The sequence below is a fragment of the Pseudomonas fakonensis genome (genome assembly GCF_019139895.1).
In the GTDB taxonomy this organism is placed as follows: domain Bacteria; phylum Pseudomonadota; class Gammaproteobacteria; order Pseudomonadales; family Pseudomonadaceae; genus Aquipseudomonas; species Aquipseudomonas fakonensis.
Genome location: NZ_CP077076.1, coordinates 204,955 through 222,353 on the forward strand (window position 1 = coordinate 204,955; position 17,399 = coordinate 222,353).

Consider the following 17,399-nt stretch of genomic DNA (forward strand, 5'->3'; position numbering starts at 1 on the left):
AGATGAATAACGAAGTGCTCACCCCTGTCGCGATCAAGGATGCCCAGGCCGTGCCCGAAGAGATGGTGCAGACCCCGCCGGACCTGCCGCCGGCCGCCGAGCCTGCGCCGGAGCCTGTGGTCGAGGCACCGGCCCCAGCGCCGGTGCCGGCAATCGCCGTGCCGGGCCTGGACGACAGCAGCCTGTACATTCATCGCGAGCTCTCGCAGCTGCAGTTCAACATCCGCGTGCTGGAACAGGCGCTGGATGAGTCGTACCCGCTGCTCGAGCGCCTGAAGTTCCTGCTGATCTTCTCCAGCAACCTGGACGAGTTCTTCGAAATCCGCGTGGCGGGCCTGAAGAAACAGATCAACTTTGCCCGTGAACAGGCCGGCGCCGACGGCCTGCAGCCGCACCAGGCGCTGGCGCGCATCAGCGAGCTGGTGCACTTCGAGGTGGAGCGCCAGTACGCGATCCTCAACGACGTGCTGCTGCCGGAGCTGGAAAAGCACCAGATCCGCTTCATTCGCCGCCGCTACTGGACGACCAAGCTCAAGACCTGGGTGCGCCGTTACTTCCGCGACGAGATCGCGCCGATCATCACCCCGATCGGCCTCGACCCGACCCACCCGTTCCCGCTGCTGGTGAACAAGAGCCTGAACTTCATCGTCGAGCTGGAGGGTGTCGATGCCTTCGGCCGCGACTCGGGCCTGGCGATCATCCCGGCACCGCGCCTGCTGCCGCGGGTGATCCGCGTGCCGGAAGAGGTCGGCGGCCCTGGCGACAACTATGTGTTCCTGTCGTCGATGATCCATGCCCACGCCGATGACCTGTTCCAGGGCATGAAGGTCAAGGGCTGCTACCAGTTCCGCCTGACCCGCAACGCCGACCTTGCGCTGGACTCCGAAGAGGTCGACGACCTTGCCCGGGCCCTGCGCGGCGAGCTGTTCTCGCGCCGTTACGGCGACGCGGTGCGCCTGGAAGTGGCCGACACCTGCCCGAAACACCTGTCGGACTACCTGCTCAAGCAGTTCAGCCTGAGCGAGAGCGAGCTGTACCAGGTCAACGGCCCGGTCAACCTGACCCGCCTGTTCAGCATCACCGGGCTGGACAGCCACCCGGAGCTGCAGTACACCCCGTTCACCCCGGCCATCCCCAAGCTGCTGGTGAACGCCGACAACATCTTCAGCGTGATCGGCAAGCAGGACATCCTGCTGATGCACCCGTTCGAGTCGTTCACCCCGGTGATCGACCTGCTGCGCCAGGCCGCCAAGGACCCGCACGTGCTTGCCGTGCGCCAGACCCTGTACCGCTCGGGGGCCAACTCCGAAATTGTCGACGCCCTGGTGGACGCGGCGCGTAACGGCAAGGAGGTCACTGCGGTGATCGAGCTGCGTGCGCGCTTTGACGAAGAGTCCAACCTGCAGATGGCCAGCCGCCTGCAGGCCGCCGGTGCGGTGGTGATCTACGGTGTGGTGGGCTTCAAGACCCACGCCAAGATGATGCTGATCCTGCGCCGCGAGCAGGGCGAGATCGTACGTTACGCGCACCTGGGTACCGGTAACTACCACGCCGGCAACGCCCGCCTGTACACCGACTACAGCCTGCTGACCAGCGACGATGCCCTCACCGAGGACGTCGGCAAGCTGTTCAGCCAGCTGATCGGCATGGGCAAGACCCTGCGCATGAAGAAGCTGTTGCACGCGCCGTTCACCCTGAAGAAGGGCATGCTCGACATGATCGCCCGGGAGACCCAGTTCGCCCTGGACGGCAAGCCTGCGCACATCATTGCCAAGTTCAACTCGCTGACCGATGCCAAGGTGATCAAGGCCCTGTACAAGGCCAGCCAGTCGGGCGTGCGCATCGATCTGGTGGTGCGTGGCATGTGCTGCCTGCGCCCGGGCATTGCGGGGGTGTCGCACAACATCAACGTGCGCTCGATCATTGGCCGCTTCCTCGAGCACACCCGGGTGTTCTACTTCCTCAACGGCGGCGACGAGCAGATCTACCTGTCCAGTGCCGACTGGATGGAGCGCAACCTCGACAAGCGCGTCGAGACCTGCTTCCCGGTGGAAGGCAAGAAGCTGCTGCTGCGGGTGAAGAAGGAGCTGGAGGGTTACCTCACCGACAACACCCAGGCCTGGACCCTGCAGCCGGACGGGCGTTATGTGCGCAGCACGCCGACCGGCAACCAGAACGCCCGCAGCGCCCAGGCGACGCTGCTGGAGCGGCTGAGCAACCCGGTGTTGAACGTACGCTAGTCAGATTGCTGGGGCCGCTTTGCGGCCCTTTCGCGGCACAAGGCCGCTCCTACAGGTGACCGCGATCCCCTGTAGGAGCGGCCTTGCCGGGGCGCCGGACCGGCCGGAAAGGGCTGCAAAGCAGCCCCGGCAAACTCAAACCTTCAGCGCACGCTCAAAACAAACCCGACCCGCGCCAGCCATTCCGCCTCGTTGGCGAAGTCGGCCTGGGTCAGCTGGTTCTGCTCCAGCCAGCCATCGGGGAATACCACTTCCAGGCTATCCTCACCGGCCTGCAGCTCCACCTTGGGCATCTGCTGGGTGCCACGGATGTGGTGGAACAGGATGGCAAAGCGCAGCAGCACGCACAGGCGAATCAGCTGCACGCTCTCGTCGCCGAACTCGGCGAACTTGTCCTTGGGGATGTTGCGGCGGTGGCCGCGCACCAGCAGGGCCATCATCTGCTGCTCTTCGCGGGAGAAGCCGGCCAGGTCGGAGTGCTCGAGCAGGTAGGCGCCGTGCTTGTGGTAGTGGTAGTGGGCGATATCCAGCCCGACTTCGTGCACTTTCGCTGCCCAACCCAGAAGATCGCGCCAGTTTCCGTTTTCCAGTCCCCATGCTTTGGCTACCTGGTCGAAGGCGTGCAGCGCCTTGCGCTCCACCCGTGCAGCCTGGCCCTGGTCGACGTGGTAGCGCTCCATCAGCGAGTTGAGGGTGCGTTCGCGCACGTCTTCATGGTGGTGGCGGCCCAGCAGGTCGAACAGCACGCCTTCACGCAGCGCGCCGTCGCAGTGGTCCATGCGCGCAAGCTCCAGGGCATCGAAGATGGCTTCGAGAATCGCCAGGCCCGCCGGGAAGATCGCCCGGCGGTCGGGCTTGACCCCTTCGAAGTCGATCTTGTCGGTCTCACCCAGCTTGAACAGCTTGCGTTTGACCCAGGCCAGGCCTTCGGCGTTGACCTCGCCGTTGCCCAGGCCACCGGCCTTGATCGCCGCGCCGATGGCGCGGATGGTGCCCGAGGAGCCGATGGCCTCGTCCCAGGTCAGGCGGTGCAGGGCGTTTTCGATGCTCATCAGCTCCAGGCGCGCGGCGGTGTAGGCCTGGGCGTAGCGCGCCGGGGTGACCTTGCCGTCGCGGAAGTAGCGCTGGGTGAAGCTCACGCAGCCCATCTGCAGGCTTTCGCGCAGCAGTGGCTCGAAGCGCTGGCCGATGATGAACTCGGTGCTGCCGCCGCCGATGTCGGCCACCAGGCGCTTGCCGGGGGTGTCGGCCAGGGTGTGCGACACCCCCAGGTAGATCAGGCGGGCTTCTTCACGGCCAGAGATGACCTCGACCGGGTGGCCGAGAATGGCCTCGGCGCGCTGGATGAATTCGTTGCGGTTGCGCGCTTCGCGCAGGGCGTTGGTGCCGACGATGCGCACCGCGCCTGGCGGCATGCCGTTGATCAGCTGGGCAAAACGCTTGAGGCACTCAAGCCCCCGCTGCATGGCTTCTTCGCTGAGCTGGCGGTCATCGTTGATGCCGGCGGCCAGCTGAACCTTCTCCCCCAGCCGCTCCAGAATGCGGATCTCGGTATGGTGGGCCTTGGCCACGACCATGTGGAAACTGTTGGAGCCTAGGTCGATGGCGGCGATCAGGGACAGGTTCTTCGCGGTGGTTTGCGGCATGGTCTGGAGATTCTCGGTCGTTAACCTGGCAATCGTGCCACGATCGTGGCCCTTAGCCAACGCGCGGCATCGCCGGGCTTGATGCATGGCAATGTCATAGCAATCCTATGACAGTGACATGACAGTTTCGATTCGTGGCGTCTTGCACAACTATAGATACAGTCAATCGGCTGCGGCTTCCTGTAGCGACGGGGTGCAGCTATGATGGGCAACGTTTTTTTTGCTTACGACCTGGAGATATCCATGAGCAGCGATCTTATCAAACACGTCACTGACGCCACCTTCGAGGCCGAAGTACTGCAGGCCCAAGGCCCGGTGCTGGTCGACTACTGGGCTGAGTGGTGCGGCCCATGCAAGATGATCGCGCCTGTGCTGGACGACATCGCCTCCACCTACGAAGGCAAGCTGACCGTCGCCAAGCTGAACATCGACGAAAACCAGGAAACCCCTGCCAAGCACGGCGTGCGTGGCATCCCGACGCTGATGCTGTTCAAGAACGGCAACGTCGAGGCGACCAAGGTAGGCGCCCTGTCCAAATCGCAGCTGGCCGCGTTCCTCGACGCCCACCTGTGATGTGAAAAAGCCCCGCAAATGCGGGGCTTTTCTTTGGTTGCTGTAAGGTATTTCTGTGAAAGCGGGCTTGCCCCGCGATTCGGCGCTATCCGGTAAAGTCCCTGTCACGTCCATGGTCAAAACCACTAGACGTCGAAAAAAGCAAGTGTTACATTCGGCCTCGCACTGCTTCTCCAGTGCCCTCTGCACGCCGTCGCCGAAGCATCCCTAATTCGAATCAGTACGCGATCCTGTCGCCATCTAGCGGCGCGGCCTCATTAAGCCACATGCTTAATTCCTCCCTTCTTACATGATTACGTCATTCCCCTTATGAACCTGACTGAACTCAAGCAAAAGCCGATTACCGATCTTTTGGAAATGGCCGAACAGATGGGCATCGAAAACATGGCCCGTTCGCGCAAACAGGACGTGATTTTCGCCCTGCTGAAAAAGCACGCGAAAAGCGGCGAAGAGATCTCGGGTGACGGCGTGCTGGAGATTCTCCAGGATGGTTTCGGTTTCCTGCGTTCGGCGGATGCCTCCTACCTGGCCGGCCCTGACGACATCTACGTCTCGCCCAGCCAGATCCGCCGTTTCAACCTGCGTACCGGTGACACCATCGTCGGCAAGATCCGCCCGCCGAAGGAAGGGGAGCGTTACTTCGCCCTGCTGAAAGTCGATACCATCAACTTCGACCGTCCGGAAAACGCGAAGAACAAGATCCTGTTCGAAAACCTGACGCCGCTGTTCCCCAACAAGCGCCTGAAGATGGAAGCCGGTAACGGCTCCACCGAAGACCTCACCGGCCGCGTCATCGACCTGTGTGCGCCTATCGGTAAAGGCCAGCGTGGCCTGATCGTCGCTCCGCCAAAAGCCGGTAAGACGATCATGCTGCAGAACATCGCGGCCAACATCACCCGCAACAACCCTGAGTGCCACCTGATCGTCCTGCTGATCGACGAGCGCCCGGAAGAAGTGACCGAAATGCAGCGCACCGTGCGCGGCGAAGTGGTCGCCTCGACCTTCGACGAGCCACCAACCCGCCACGTGCAGGTTGCCGAAATGGTCATCGAAAAGGCCAAGCGCCTGGTCGAGCACAAAAAAGACGTGGTCATCCTGCTGGACTCCATCACCCGTCTGGCCCGTGCCTACAACACCGTGATCCCGAGCTCCGGCAAGGTACTCACCGGTGGTGTCGACGCCCACGCCCTCGAGAAGCCCAAGCGCTTCTTCGGTGCTGCCCGTAACATCGAAGAAGGCGGCTCGCTGACCATCATCGCTACCGCGCTGGTCGAGACCGGCTCGAAGATGGACGAGGTCATCTACGAAGAGTTCAAGGGTACCGGCAACATGGAGCTGCCGCTGGACCGCCGCATCGCCGAGAAGCGCGTGTTCCCGGCCATCAACATCAACAAATCCGGTACCCGTCGCGAAGAGCTGCTGACCGCCGACGACGAACTGCAGCGCATGTGGATCCTGCGCAAGCTGCTGCACCCGATGGACGAAATCGCCGCCATCGAGTTCCTGGTCGACAAGCTCAAGCAGACCAAGACCAACGACGAGTTCTTCCTGTCGATGAAGCGTAAGTAAGCGTTTCAGGCTGGAACTGATTGGGGCTGCTTCGCAGCCCATCGCGACACAAGGCCGCTCCTACAGGATTACGCATTACCCTGTAGGAGCGGCCTTGTGTCGCGATGGGGCGCGAGGCGGCCCCAAGTCATTTTTGGCCTTTACCCCTTCAACGGCGCTACACTCTGCCCCCCGACCGACACGCCCCCACACGAGGCCCTTGCATGCAGTATCGCGACTTGCGCGACTTCATCCGTGGCCTGGAACAGCGCGGTGAACTCAAGCGCATCCAGGTTCCCATCTCCCCTGTACTGGAAATGACCGAAGTCTGCGACCGCACCCTGCGCGCCAAGGGCCCGGCGTTGCTGTTCGAGAACCCCACCGGTTTCGACATGCCGGTGCTCGGCAACCTGTTCGGCACCCCCGAACGCGTGGCCATGGGCATGGGCGCCGAGTCGGTCGCCGAACTGCGTGAAATCGGCAAGCTGCTGGCCTTCCTCAAGGAGCCTGAGCCGCCGAAGGGGCTGAAGGACGCCTGGTCGAAACTGCCGATCTTCAAGAAGGTCGTGTCCATGGCGCCCAAGGTGGTCAAGGACGCGGTGTGCCAGGAAGTGGTGGTGGAGGGCGACGACGTCGACCTCGCAGCCTTGCCGATCCAGCACTGCTGGCCGGGCGACGTGGCGCCGCTGATTACCTGGGGCCTGACCGTCACCCGCGGCCCGAACAAGGACCGCCAGAACCTAGGCATCTACCGCCAGCAGGTGATCGGCCGCAACAAGGTGATCATGCGCTGGCTCAGCCACCGTGGCGGTGCGCTGGACTACCGCGAATGGTGCGAAAAGCACCCTGGCCAGCCATTCCCGGTGGCCGTGGCCCTGGGCGCGGACCCGGCGACCATCCTCGGTGCCGTCACCCCGGTGCCGGACACCCTCTCCGAGTACGCCTTCGCCGGCCTGCTGCGCGGCAACCGCACCGAGCTGGTCAAGTGCCGCGGCAGTGACCTGCAGGTGCCGGCTACCGCCGAGATCATCCTCGAAGGCGTGATCCACCCCGGCGAAATGGCTCCCGAAGGCCCGTACGGCGACCACACCGGCTATTACAACGAGGTCGACAGCTTCCCGGTGTTCACCGTGGAGCGCATCACCCACCGGCAAAAACCCATCTACCACAGCACCTACACCGGCCGCCCGCCTGATGAGCCGGCGATTCTTGGTGTGGCGCTGAACGAAGTGTTCGTGCCGATTCTGCAAAAGCAGTTCCCCGAGATCGTCGACTTCTACCTGCCGCCCGAGGGCTGCTCGTACCGCATGGCCGTGGTCACCATGAAAAAGCAGTACCCGGGCCACGCCAAGCGCGTGATGCTGGGTGTGTGGTCGTTCCTGCGACAGTTCATGTACACCAAATTCGTTATCGTCACCGACGACGATATCAACGCCCGCGACTGGAACGACGTGATCTGGGCCATCACCACGCGCATGGACCCCAAGCGTGATACGGTGATGATCGACAACACCCCCATCGACTACCTCGACTTCGCGTCGCCGGTGTCGGGCCTGGGGTCGAAGATGGGCCTGGACGCCACGCACAAATGGCCGGGCGAGACTACACGCGAATGGGGCCGGGTCATCGTCAAGGACGAGGCCGTCACCCGCCGTATCGATGAGCTGTGGGACCAGTTGGGAATAGATTGATGCAGGTAACGTTGCAGCCGTCCGGGGCGGTGCTGGCGGTCGAACCGGGCGAGAGAATTCTGGATGCGGCGCGGCGCCTGGGCTACGACTGCCCGAACAGCTGCCGCAATGGTAATTGCCATGTGTGTGCCGCGCTGCTGGTCGAAGGCAGCGTGCGTCAGGAAGGCCAGGTGCGTGACCACGGCGAGCTGTTCACCTGCATCGCCGAGCCCCTGGAAGACTGCGTATTGCTGTGGGATGGCGTGCTGGCCCTGGGCGAGCTGCCGGTACGCACGCTGGCCTGCACGGTCAGCGAGTGCGTCGAGGTGGGCGGCGATGTCTGGCGTATACGCTTGCGCGCACCTGCCGGCAAGCCGCCGCGCTACCACGCCGGGCAGTACCTGATGATCGAGCGTGCCGGCGCCGGCAAGGCGGCTTTTTCGCTGGCCTCGGCCCCCCATGGCGGGCGCGACCTCGAGCTGCATGTGCTGGCCCGCGAGAGCAGCGCCGTGCAGTTGGTCGAGCAGTTGCAGCGCAATGGCCTGGCACGCATCGAACTGCCGTTCGGTGACACCCACCTGGCCGAGCTGCCGGATGCCCCGCTGGTGCTGATTGCCGCCGGCACTGGCATGGGGCAGATGCACAGCCTGGTCGAGCACTGCCGCGCCCAGGGCTTCAAGCACCCGGTGCATCTGTACTGGGGCGTGCGCCGGCCTGAAGACTTCTACACCATCGAGCACTGGCACGAGTGGGAGCAACTGCCCAACCTGTTCCTGCACAAGGTGGTCAGCGACCAGTGCGTCTGGGAAGGGCGCTGCGGCCTGTTGCACGAGGCGGTCTGCGAAGACATCGGTGACCTCAACCAGGTGCATGTGTACGCCAGCGGTTCGCCGAACATGGTGTACGCCACCCTCGACGCCCTGGTCGAGGCCGGCATGGATGCGCACCGCATGCGCGCCGACGTGTTCGCCTACGCGCCGCGCGGCTGACCTGTAGCCCCCGGTGCGCTGCAAGGGCGGGCCGGGGTTTTATATATCCTTCTCTTTCGCTCTGGATATATAGCCTTAACTTTTACCGGTTCGGTTAATAACTTTAGCGTTATTTGAAACAGTCGTTGCCGTTCGGCGCAAGCCTGGGTGAAATTTGCAACCCGGGGTTGAGTGTTGCGCGTGTTCTGTCTTAAGTTAGTGTCAAGGCCTTCGCGGGCAAGCCCACTCCCACAAGGCCTGCGAGACCCTGTAGTGGGGGGCTTGCCCGCGTTGGCGTAACTACAGGCGCTGCATAACTTGCACTTGGCAATACACAGGAATTAATGGCGGCAGCCCATGTCGACACTTGAAAGTTCATCCTGGCAAATCGCTTACCCACCTTCGCTGGACTTCGGCCAGCAACTTACCCGCGAACAACTGCAGCGCTCGATGCAGCAAACCATGGCGCAACACAGTGGCGGCCCGGTATGGTTGTTCGCCTACGGCTCGTTGATCTGGCGCCCGGAATGCAACTCGGTGGAGCGCCAGCGGGCGCGGGTGCACGGCTACCACCGTGGCCTGTATTTGTGGTCCCACGAGCACCGCGGCACCCCGGAATGCCCGGGCCTGGTATTCGGCCTGGACCGTGGCGGCTCCTGCAGCGGTTTTGCCTACCGGCTGGACGAAAGCAACCTGGACGATGCCCTGATGGCGCTGTGGCAGCGGGAGATGCCGTACCCGGCCTACCGCCCGCACTGGCTCAGTTGCCGGTTGAACGATGGCAGCAAGGTGCAGGCCCTGGGCTTCGTGCTGGAGCGGCACCTGCCGTGCTATGCCGGCAACCTGCCGGACGGCTTGCTCAGCCTGATCCTGGCCAGCGCCAAGGGGCGCTACGGCAGCACCCGTGATTACGTGGAGCAGACCCTCAATGCCCTGCGCAGCCACCAGATGCCCGACCGCAACCTGGAGGCGCGCTTCAGGCGCTGCCATAACCTGCGGGAAGTCTGAGCCGGCTCTCGTAGAAAATACTACAACTCATTGATTTAACACGGTCTCTGTGGGAAGCGGCCTTGTGTCGCGATGGGGTGCGAAGCGGCCCCCAGGCCTCATGCAAAATTGCCGGGGCTGCTGCGCAGCCCATCGCGGCACAAGGCCGCTTCCCACTGGGGCCGCGGTGTATCTGCAAGACTTGTTCTCTGCGCGACAGCGCAGCCCGAAGGGCTGGGTGATCTCCTACAGGGGCATGCGCGATACCCTACCGCACCACCACCACCAACTTACCCACAGCCTTGCGCTGCCCCAACTGCTCGATCGCCGCACCGCCCTCGGCCAGTGGATAAGTCTGCGACACCAGCGGCTTGAGCTTGCCCTCGGCAAACCAGGCAAACAGCTGGCGGAAGTTGGCCGCGTTATCCTCTGGCTGGCGCTGGGCAAAGGCCCCCCAGAATACCCCGATCACCGCCGCGCCCTTGAGCAGTGCAAGGTTCACCGGCAGCTGCGGGATGGTGCCGCTGGCAAAACCCACCACCAGCAGCCGGCCATTCCAGGCCAGCCCGCGCACCGCCTGGTCGAACAGCTCGCCGCCGACGGGATCGTAGATCACGTCCACGCCCTGGCCGGAGGTGATGCGCTTGATCTCATCCTTCAGGCTGACCTGGCTGTAGTCGATCAGCTCGTCAGCGCCGGCGGCCTTGGCCACTGCCAGTTTTTCCGCGCTGCTGGCGGCGGCAATCACCTTGGCGCCCATGGCCTTGCCGATCTCTACGGCCGCCAGGCCCACGCCACCCGAGGCGCCCAGCACCAGCAGCGTTTCGCCGGCCTTGAGCTGGCCGCGCTGGGTCAGCGCGTGCATCGAGGTGCCATAGGTCATGCCGAAGGCCGCTGCGGTGGTGAAGCTCATGCCGGCGGGTATCGGCAGCACGTTGTAGTGCGGCACCGCCACTTGTTCGGCAAAGGCGCCCCAGCCGGTCAGGGCCATGACCCGCTCGCCAGGCTTGAGCGCGCCGGCCTTCTCGCCCACCGCCGCGACCACCCCGGCCGCCTCGCCACCGGGCGAGAACGGCAGTGGTGGCTGGAACTGGTACTTGCCTTCGATGATCAGGGTGTCGGGGAAGTTGACCCCGGCAGCATGCACCTCAAGCAGGATCTCGTTCTTCTTCGGTGTGGGGCTTTGGACCTCTTCCAGGACCAGGTCCTGCGCCGGGCCCAGGGCTTTGCACAACAAGGCTTTCATCAGGGCTATTCCTTTGCGGGTGATGGCCGATAAGTACAGCAGGGCCGAAACCTGGGTCAACGAGCATGGCCCGCCCTGATAGGCCTGCATAAACCCGGGCTTGGGTTTGGCCGGCGTGCTGGGTAAGCTGGCGCCAATTGTTTTGAGGAGCGAATTCGTGAAAGCGTGGATCTTGATGGTACTGGCGCTGATGCTGCCAGCAGCGGCAATGGCCGAAGAAGCCAGTGAAGGCGCACCGAAGGTGGCGTACATCACCTTGAGCCCGCCCTTCGTCGGCAACTATGCCCTCGACGGCAGCCCGAAGCTGCGTGTGTACAAGGCCGACGTCGCCCTGCGGGTGACCGGCGATGCCGCCGCTGCTGCGGTAAAACACCAGGAGCCGCTGATCCGCAACCAGCTGGTGGCGCTGTTCGCCCAGCAGGGCGTGGACGACATGAGCAATGTCGAGGCCAAGGAAAAACTGCGCCAGGAAGCCCTGAAGCAGGTACAGCAGGTGATGGAGTCCGAAGAGGGCAAGCCGATCGTCGAGGACCTGCTGTTCAACAACCTGATCGTGCAGTGATCAACGGGCCAGTGCGATAACCGCTGCCCACTGCGCAGCGGTCACTGGCATCACCGACAGGCGGCTGCCTTTTTGCACCAGTGACAATTCCTCCAGCGCCGCCTGCTGCTTGAGCAGGCCCAGGCCAAGCACCTGGCCGAAGGTGCGCACATGCTCCACGTCCACCGCGCTCCAGGGGTTCTTGTCGTTGCTGGCCTTGGCGTCGAAGTAGTGGCTCTGCGGGTCCAGTGCGGTGGGGTCGGGGTAGGCCGCCGCGCTGATGCGGGCGATGCCGGCAATGCCCGGCTGCGGGCAGCTGGAATGGTAGAAGAAGAACTCGTCGCCTACGCTCATGGCCCGCAGAAAGTTGCGCGCCTGGTAGTTGCGCACCCCGTCCCAGCGCGCGCTGCCCAGGCGTGCCAAGGCTTCGACAGAGAGCTCGTCGGGCTCGGATTTCATCAGCCAGTAGGCCATGGGTGCTGCTCCTGAAAGAGTTTGAAATAACTCGTTGCATGAAACCGACAGTCGGTTGGCGTCAACGTTTGCGTGTTGCGTCACGTTGTCGGAAAATGCGCCGATTTTAAAGCTAGACGCTCCGGCAGCCATCAAGAAAGCCGCCGAGCATGGACACGTTGCCTAGGGGGGCAATTCCATGAAACAACGCAAACCGGACCTGCTCTGGATCCTCGCTTTCATTTTCGGTCTGGGCGTGGTCACCACCGGTTATGCGCAAGGTTTCTGGGAACGCAAGGCCGATGCCGCCTACCAGCAGGCCCCGGTCGACCCGGCCCAGCAGCAGCGCCGCTGACCTTCAGCCGCGCGCCCGTTCATTTCGGCGCCAGGTACCAGCCACGGTCCGACACCGTCCCGCGCAGCGGTACATCCCAACTGGCCTGCGCCAGACGCTCCACCTTCTGGCATTCATGGGCCAGCCCCAGCAGCAGGGGTTTCTTCCAGGCCTTGCGCCGACCCTGGTAGGCCAGGCTGCGGTCATAGAAGCCGCCGCCCATGCCCAGCCTGCCCCCGACTTCATCGAAACCGACCAACGGCAGCAGGATCAAGTCCAGCGCCCAGATGGGCCGTTGCCGCTTGCGCTCGACCAGCGGTTCTGGGATGCGAAAGCGGTTGGGCTGCAGCCGCTCACCCTGCTCGAAACGCTGGAACACCATGCGCGTGCGCGGCCAGGCGTGCAGTACTGGCAGGTACACGCGCTTGCCGCGCTTGTGCGCTTCGCGCAGCAGCAGGCGCGGGTCGATTTCACCGTCGTTGGGCAGGTACAACGCGATGTGCCGCGCGCGGCGGAACAGCGGGTCCTGCGCCAGCTGGCGATACAAACCAACGGCTGCGCGGTTTTGCTGGGCGGGGGTGAGGGCGCGGCGGGCGTTGCGCAACAGGCGGCGCAGTTGTGGGCGGGTGAGCGGCGCGGTGTCGGTCATGGCACGGGCGATCCCTGGGTTGGCAGCTGCCAGAAACGAAAAACCCGCCATGCAGGCGGGCAGTTCTGAAGAAGGCTCCCCGACAAGACCGCTATCGGTGTAGCCCTTGAACCCGAAAGTTCAAGGTGGAGATTGCAGGGGGCGTTAAGGCTTTCCGTCGGGCGGACATGCACACCGGCCCCAGCGTGCAACCCCCGTGGTTGTGCGTATCGGCTCAGGGACATAACCGACTGGCGCATCCCCCAGGGAGTGGCGCCAGTATACCAATCTCAGTCGGTTTTGCTAACCGGGTCGTCGGACAATGCCTGGTCGACCCGCTCCAGCAGGTCGCGCACCTGCTCGCGGGTGGCGTCGGTGCCGGCGGCAGCTTCCGGGCGGTCCTGGCGGTGCAGCAGCTCGTGGGTGATGTTCAGCGCGGCCATGACGGCGATGCGGTCGGCGCCGATCACCTTGCCGCTGCTGCGGATCTCGCGCATCTTGCCGTCGAGGTAACGGGCGGCACCGACCAGGTTGTTGCGCTCCTCGGGCGGGCAGATGATGGAGTATTCCTTGTCGAGGATCTGGACGGTGACGCTATTGCTTGAACTCATGAGTCTTGCTCCAGGGCCTTGAGGCGCAAGATCATCGATTCGATCTTGCGTTTGGCGATCTCGTTCTTTTCGATGAGGTGTGCGCGCTCCTCGCGCCAGGATTTTTCCTGAGCAACTAAGAGTGCGTTTTGCCGTTTTAGTTGCTCGACGCGCTCGATCAGCAACTCGAACCGGCTCATCAGCGCTTGCAGGTCGTTCTCTTGCATGGGTTGCACTCGATTCGCTCCGTCGTCGACTCACCTGGCGATCATGCCTGCACAAGGGGCCAAGCGGCCAGTGCTGATGGTCTTGGCGCGCCTGCCGGTGCTAGGATACAAGGCCTTCATTCTAGTCATTGCGCCGTCTGGCGCCTAGCTGCCATGCCCAATACCCAATCGCCCTACGTTGCTTTCGCCATGCTGCTTTCCAGCAATGGCCACCCTGTCACCCCGGCTGAGCTGCACGGCCTGCTGATCGGCCGCAGTTGCGCCGGTGCCGGCTTCGACGCCGACGCCTGGCTGGCCGATGCCGCCCAACTGCTCGAGACCGAGCCCGGCGATAACGTGCGCAACGCCCTGATTGGCCTGCAAGAGATGGTCAAGGCCGAGCTCACCGGCGAAGACGTCGCCATCGTCCTGCTGCTGCCCAGCGATGACGCCGCGCTGGCTGACCGCGCCGCTGCGCTGGGCCAGTGGTGCCAGGGTTTCATCGCAGGCTTTGGCCTGAACGCCGGCGGCAAGGACCTGTCCACCGATGCGAAAGAAGTGCTCCAGGACCTGGTCGCCATCTCGCAAGTACAGGAAGCGCTGGAAGAGTCCGAGGACGGCGAAAGCGACTACATGGAAGTCATGGAGTACCTGCGCGTCGCCCCGCTGCTGCTGTACACCGAGCTCGCCGCGCCCGCCGCACCTGCGCCCAAGCCATCGCTGCACTGATCGAAACGGGGTCGTTTGCCCATGAGCCACATACCCAAGGCCGAATACGCCCGCAGGCGCAAGGCGCTGATGGCGCAGATGGTCCCCAACAGCATCGCCATCCTGCCTGCGGCTGCGGTTGCCATCCGCAACCGTGACGTCGAGCACGTGTACCGCCAGGACAGCGATTTCCAGTACCTCAGCGGCTTCCCCGAGCCCGAGGCGGTGATCGCCCTGATTCCCGGGCGCGAGCACGGCGAGTACGTGCTGTTTTGCCGTGAACGCAACCCCGAGCGCGAGCAATGGGACGGCCTGCGGGCCGGCCAGGAAGGCGCGATTCGCGACTTCGGCGCCGATGATGCGTTCCCCATCAGCGACATCGACGAGATCCTGCCCGGGCTGATCGAGGGCCGTGAGCGGGTTTACAGCGCCATGGGCAGCAACCCCGAGTTCGACCGCCGGCTGATGGACTGGATCAACGTGATCCGCTCCAAGGCGCGCCTGGGCGCGCAACCGCCGAACGAGTTCATTGCCCTGGATCATCTGCTGCACGACATGCGCCTGTATAAATCGGCGGCAGAAGTGAAAGTGATGCGCGAGGCCGCGGCGATTTCCGCCGGTGCCCACGTGCGGGCCATGCAGGCCTGCCGCGCCGGGCTGCACGAATACAGCCTGGAAGCCGAGCTGGACTACGCGTTCCGCAAGGGCGGGGCGAAGATGCCGGCCTACGGCTCGATCGTCGCCGCCGGGCGCAATGGCTGCATCCTGCACTACCAGCAGAACGACGCGCCGCTCAAGGACGGTGACCTGGTGCTGATCGACGCCGGTTGCGAGATCGACTGCTACGCCAGCGACATCACCCGCACCTTCCCGGTCAGCGGGCGTTTTTCGCCCGAGCAAAAGGCCATCTACGAGCTGGTGCTCGCAGCCCAGGAGGCGGCGTTCGCCGAAATCGCCCCGGGCAAGCACTGGAACCACGCCCACGAGGCCACCGTGCGGGTGATCACCGAGGGCCTGGTGGAGCTGGGGCTGCTCAAGGGCGAGGTGCAGGCGCTGATCGACAGCGAAGCCTACCGCGCCTTCTACATGCACCGCGCCGGGCACTGGCTGGGCATGGACGTGCATGACGTGGGCGAATACAAGGTCGGTGGCCAGTGGCGGGTGCTCGAACCCGGCATGGCGCTGACCGTGGAACCCGGCATCTACATTGCCGCCGACAACCCGAACGTCGCGAAAAAATGGCGCGGCATCGGTATCCGCATCGAGGACGACGTGGTGGTGACCAGGCAAGGCTGTGAAATCCTGACGACGGGCGTACCCAAGAGCGTCGCCGAAATCGAGGCGCTGATGCTTGCCGCGCGCAAGGACGTGGCATGAGCCGGGTCAACCTGGCGATCATCGGCGGCGGCCTGGTTGGCGCCAGCCTGGCCCTGACCCTGCAGGCCGGGGCCAAGGCGCGTGGCTGGAAAATCATGCTGATCGAGCCGTTCGCCCCGGGCGACAGCTTCCAGCCCAGCTACGATGCGCGCTCCTCGGCGCTGTCCTACGGCACCCGGCAAATTTATGACCAGCTTGGCCTGTGGCAGGCCATCAGTCGCCGCGCCGAGCCGATCAGCCAGATCCAGGTGTCCGACCGTGGCCGCTTTGGCGCCACCCGCCTGGATGCCCGCGACGAAGGCGTGCCGGCACTCGGCTATGTGGTCGAAAACGCCTGGCTCGGCCAGTGCCTGTGGCAGGCACTGGACAGCGAGGTGGTGACCTGGCGCTGCCCGGCCGAAGTGAAAGCCCTGCAGCCGATTGCCGGGGGCTACCGCCTGCAACTGGACGACGACACCACGCTGGAATGCGACCTGGCGGTGCTGGCCGACGGCGGCCGCTCCGGCCTGCGCGAGCAGTTGGGCATCCATGTGCGCAGCACGCCCTACGACCAGAGCGCGCTGATCGCCAACATCACCCCGGGCGAGGCCCACCGCGGCCAGGCCTTCGAGCGCTTCACCGAACAAGGCCCGATGGCCCTGCTGCCCCTGCCGGAAAACCGCTGCGCGCTGGTCTGGACCCGCCAGGGGATGGACGCCCGGCGCCTGGCCGAGCTCGACGAGCGCAGCTTCCTGCGCGAGCTGCAGGACGCCTTCGGCTACCGCCTTGGGGCCCTGCGCCAGGTCGGCGCGCGGCACCTGTACCCGCTGGCGCTGGTCGAGGCCCAGGAGCAGGTACGCCCGCACCTGGTGGTGCTGGGCAACGCCGCCCACAGCCTGCACCCGATTGCCGGCCAAGGCTTCAACCTGTCGCTGCGCGACGTGCAGTCGCTGGCCGAAGCGCTGCTGGCCGGCCCGCAGCACGCCGGCGATCTGGCCACCCTGCAGGGCTACCAGCAGCGCCAGCGCCTCGACCAGGCCATGACCATCGGCTTCTCCGACCAGGTCACCCGCCTGTTCGGCAGCAACCAGCCGTTGATGGCGGCCGGGCGCAACATCGGCCTGCTCGGCCTCGACCTGCTGCCGCCGGCAAAAAGCTGGTTCGCCCGCCAGGCCATGGGCCTGGGTACCCGCCCCGACCCGCGGGGCCTTTCATGAGCGACCCGCGCAAGCTGGCGCGCCGGGCGCGCATGCTGCGCTGGCTGCTGAACCTCTACCCGCCGTACCTCGGCGCCGGTATCCGCATCCAGTCGATCAGCCCGGACATGCGCAGCGCCAAGGTGCGCATGAAGCTCACGCGCTGGAACCGCAACTACGTCGGCACCCAGTTTGGCGGCAGCCTGTATTCGATGGTCGACCCGTTCTACATGTTGTTGCTGATCGAGCAGCTGGGGCGCGAATACATCGTCTGGGACAAGGCTGCCAGCATCGATTTCATCTCGCCGGGCAAAGGCCCGGTGTACGCCGAATTCCACGTCGACGACACGCTGCTGGACGAAATCCGCCAGCAGACCGCCAGCGGCAAGAAGTACCTGCCCCGGTTGCAGGTGGATATTCGCGACGGCGCCGGCGAGCTGGTGGCGCGGGTCGACAAAACCCTATACGTGCGGCTCAAGCCGCAAGCGAGGCAGGCGTAAGGCATGGAA

General features: G+C 64.4%; 18 protein-coding genes and 1 other RNA gene. 12 read left to right on the top strand and 7 right to left on the bottom strand.

The genetic code is table 11. The features are described 5' to 3' along the window. Nucleotides 1-2: 2 nt before the first annotated feature. The gene (gene ppk1, locus KSS94_RS00845) at nt 3-2,240 is read left to right on the top strand and encodes a polyphosphate kinase 1 (protein WP_217841231.1); all 2,238 of its coding nucleotides are present in this window, start codon (nt 3-5) and stop codon (nt 2,238-2,240) included. A gap of 143 nt (nt 2,241-2,383) precedes the next feature. Here ppk1 and ppx read toward each other — a convergent pair whose 3' ends face one another. Beyond that, entirely contained in the window at nt 2,384-3,886 is a 1,503-nt protein-coding gene (gene ppx / locus KSS94_RS00850; protein ID WP_217841232.1) for an exopolyphosphatase, read from the bottom strand. Nucleotides 3,887-4,129: 243 nt separating this feature from the next. Between ppx and trxA the strand changes: the two genes are divergently transcribed. The 5 genes from trxA to KSS94_RS00875 all read left to right on the top strand — a co-directional run bounded on the left by trxA (nt 4,130) and on the right by KSS94_RS00875 (nt 9,653). Beyond that, entirely contained in the window at nt 4,130-4,459 is a 330-nt protein-coding gene (gene trxA, locus KSS94_RS00855; protein WP_136917140.1) for a thioredoxin TrxA, read from the top strand. A gap of 309 nt (nt 4,460-4,768) precedes the next feature. Further along, nucleotides 4,769-6,028 carry a transcription termination factor Rho gene (gene rho, locus KSS94_RS00860; RefSeq protein ID WP_011536308.1) on the top strand — a complete coding sequence of 420 codons (1,260 nt, stop codon included), beginning with the start codon at nt 4,769-4,771 and terminating at the stop codon, nt 6,026-6,028. 203 nt (nt 6,029-6,231) lie between these two features. Then, nucleotides 6,232-7,698, top strand: coding sequence for a 4-hydroxy-3-polyprenylbenzoate decarboxylase (gene ubiD, locus KSS94_RS00865; RefSeq protein WP_217841233.1), 1,467 nt, complete (start codon nt 6,232-6,234; stop codon nt 7,696-7,698). Then, complete coding sequence (locus KSS94_RS00870) at nt 7,698-8,666, top strand: CDP-6-deoxy-delta-3,4-glucoseen reductase (protein WP_217841234.1); 969 nt, start codon at nt 7,698-7,700, stop codon at nt 8,664-8,666. Before ubiD ends, KSS94_RS00870 begins: the two co-directional genes overlap by 1 nt. Nucleotides 8,667-9,002: 336 nt before the next feature. After that, nucleotides 9,003-9,653 (top strand): gamma-glutamylcyclotransferase, encoded by a 651-nt coding sequence (locus KSS94_RS00875; protein ID WP_217841235.1) that lies wholly within the window; start codon nt 9,003-9,005, stop codon nt 9,651-9,653. A gap of 247 nt (nt 9,654-9,900) precedes the next feature. Here the strand turns inward: KSS94_RS00875 and KSS94_RS00880 are convergent, their stop codons facing one another. Continuing rightward, nucleotides 9,901-10,878 carry an NADPH:quinone oxidoreductase family protein gene (locus KSS94_RS00880; RefSeq protein WP_217841236.1) on the bottom strand — a complete coding sequence of 326 codons (978 nt, stop codon included), beginning with the start codon at nt 10,876-10,878 and terminating at the stop codon, nt 9,901-9,903. Between the two features lie 157 nt (nt 10,879-11,035). Between KSS94_RS00880 and KSS94_RS00885 the strand changes: the two genes are divergently transcribed. Next, a complete protein-coding gene (locus KSS94_RS00885) occupies nt 11,036-11,440 on the top strand; it encodes a flagellar basal body-associated protein FliL (RefSeq protein ID WP_217841237.1) in 405 nt (134 codons plus the stop codon). Here KSS94_RS00885 and KSS94_RS00890 read toward each other — a convergent pair whose 3' ends face one another. Then, nucleotides 11,441-11,893, bottom strand: coding sequence for an EVE domain-containing protein (locus KSS94_RS00890; protein ID WP_217841238.1), 453 nt, complete (start codon nt 11,891-11,893; stop codon nt 11,441-11,443). It lies immediately after the preceding gene. Between the two features lie 178 nt (nt 11,894-12,071). On the opposite strand from KSS94_RS00890, the gene KSS94_RS00895 reads away from it, so the two are divergent. Further along, the gene (locus tag KSS94_RS00895; protein WP_217841239.1) at nt 12,072-12,227 is read left to right on the top strand and encodes a hypothetical protein; all 156 of its coding nucleotides are present in this window, start codon (nt 12,072-12,074) and stop codon (nt 12,225-12,227) included. Between the two features lie 19 nt (nt 12,228-12,246). Here the strand turns inward: KSS94_RS00895 and KSS94_RS00900 are convergent, their stop codons facing one another. From KSS94_RS00900 to KSS94_RS00915, 4 genes are all read right to left on the bottom strand, one after another. Continuing rightward, entirely contained in the window at nt 12,247-12,855 is a 609-nt protein-coding gene (locus KSS94_RS00900) for a 5-formyltetrahydrofolate cyclo-ligase (protein WP_217841240.1), read from the bottom strand. Nucleotides 12,856-12,927: 72 nt separating this feature from the next. After that, nucleotides 12,928-13,107, bottom strand: a non-coding RNA gene (gene ssrS, locus KSS94_RS00905) — 6S RNA. 17 nt (nt 13,108-13,124) lie between these two features. Continuing rightward, nucleotides 13,125-13,445, bottom strand: a complete 321-nt coding sequence (locus KSS94_RS00910) for a cell division protein ZapA (protein WP_217841241.1) — start codon at nt 13,443-13,445, stop codon at nt 13,125-13,127. Further along, nucleotides 13,442-13,651, bottom strand: coding sequence for a TIGR02449 family protein (locus KSS94_RS00915; protein WP_217841242.1), 210 nt, complete (start codon nt 13,649-13,651; stop codon nt 13,442-13,444). The genes KSS94_RS00910 and KSS94_RS00915 overlap by 4 nt, the downstream gene beginning before the upstream one ends. A gap of 153 nt (nt 13,652-13,804) precedes the next feature. Here KSS94_RS00915 and KSS94_RS00920 point away from each other — a divergent pair, with 153 nt between their 5' ends. From KSS94_RS00920 to KSS94_RS00935, 4 genes are read left to right on the top strand one after another with little or no spacing between them, the layout of a single operon-like run. Then, nucleotides 13,805-14,359: a YecA/YgfB family protein gene (locus tag KSS94_RS00920; RefSeq protein WP_217841243.1), complete on the top strand. Its 555-nt coding sequence runs from the start codon at nt 13,805-13,807 to the stop codon at nt 14,357-14,359. A 21-nt stretch (nt 14,360-14,380) separates the two neighbouring features. Next, nucleotides 14,381-15,715 carry a Xaa-Pro aminopeptidase gene (gene pepP / locus KSS94_RS00925; protein WP_217841244.1) on the top strand — a complete coding sequence of 445 codons (1,335 nt, stop codon included), beginning with the start codon at nt 14,381-14,383 and terminating at the stop codon, nt 15,713-15,715. After that, on the top strand, nt 15,712-16,911 hold the full coding sequence (ubiH, locus tag KSS94_RS00930; RefSeq protein ID WP_217841245.1) for a 2-octaprenyl-6-methoxyphenyl hydroxylase: 1,200 nt from the start codon (nt 15,712-15,714) through the stop codon (nt 16,909-16,911). The genes pepP and ubiH overlap by 4 nt, the downstream gene beginning before the upstream one ends. Then, nucleotides 16,908-17,390 (top strand): DUF4442 domain-containing protein, encoded by a 483-nt coding sequence (locus tag KSS94_RS00935; RefSeq protein ID WP_217841246.1) that lies wholly within the window; start codon nt 16,908-16,910, stop codon nt 17,388-17,390. The genes ubiH and KSS94_RS00935 overlap by 4 nt, the downstream gene beginning before the upstream one ends. Nucleotides 17,391-17,399 lie beyond the last annotated feature (9 nt).

Bases quoted from the DNA above. Each gene is read 5' to 3' on its own strand.
- KSS94_RS00915 (WP_217841242.1), bottom strand. From the start codon at position 13,651: ATGCAAGAGAACGACCTGCAAGCGCTGATGAGCCGGTTCGAGTTGCTG.
- KSS94_RS00920 (WP_217841243.1), top strand. From the start codon at position 13,805: ATGCCCAATACCCAATCGCCCTACGTTGCTTTCGCCATGCTGCTTTCC.
- KSS94_RS00895 (WP_217841239.1), top strand. From the start codon at position 12,072: ATGAAACAACGCAAACCGGACCTGCTCTGGATCCTCGCTTTCATTTTC.
- KSS94_RS00880 (WP_217841236.1), bottom strand. From the start codon at position 10,878: ATGAAAGCCTTGTTGTGCAAAGCCCTGGGCCCGGCGCAGGACCTGGTC.
- KSS94_RS00935 (WP_217841246.1), top strand. From the start codon at position 16,908: ATGAGCGACCCGCGCAAGCTGGCGCGCCGGGCGCGCATGCTGCGCTGG.
- pepP (WP_217841244.1), top strand. From the start codon at position 14,381: ATGAGCCACATACCCAAGGCCGAATACGCCCGCAGGCGCAAGGCGCTG.
- ppx (WP_217841232.1), bottom strand. From the start codon at position 3,886: ATGCCGCAAACCACCGCGAAGAACCTGTCCCTGATCGCCGCCATCGAC.
- rho (WP_011536308.1), top strand. From the start codon at position 4,769: ATGAACCTGACTGAACTCAAGCAAAAGCCGATTACCGATCTTTTGGAA.
- KSS94_RS00870 (WP_217841234.1), top strand. From the start codon at position 7,698: ATGCAGGTAACGTTGCAGCCGTCCGGGGCGGTGCTGGCGGTCGAACCG.
- ppk1 (WP_217841231.1), top strand. From the start codon at position 3: ATGAATAACGAAGTGCTCACCCCTGTCGCGATCAAGGATGCCCAGGCC.
- ubiH (WP_217841245.1), top strand. From the start codon at position 15,712: ATGAGCCGGGTCAACCTGGCGATCATCGGCGGCGGCCTGGTTGGCGCC.
- KSS94_RS00910 (WP_217841241.1), bottom strand. From the start codon at position 13,445: ATGAGTTCAAGCAATAGCGTCACCGTCCAGATCCTCGACAAGGAATAC.
- ubiD (WP_217841233.1), top strand. From the start codon at position 6,232: ATGCAGTATCGCGACTTGCGCGACTTCATCCGTGGCCTGGAACAGCGC.
- KSS94_RS00900 (WP_217841240.1), bottom strand. From the start codon at position 12,855: ATGACCGACACCGCGCCGCTCACCCGCCCACAACTGCGCCGCCTGTTG.
- KSS94_RS00890 (WP_217841238.1), bottom strand. From the start codon at position 11,893: ATGGCCTACTGGCTGATGAAATCCGAGCCCGACGAGCTCTCTGTCGAA.
- trxA (WP_136917140.1), top strand. From the start codon at position 4,130: ATGAGCAGCGATCTTATCAAACACGTCACTGACGCCACCTTCGAGGCC.
- KSS94_RS00875 (WP_217841235.1), top strand. From the start codon at position 9,003: ATGTCGACACTTGAAAGTTCATCCTGGCAAATCGCTTACCCACCTTCG.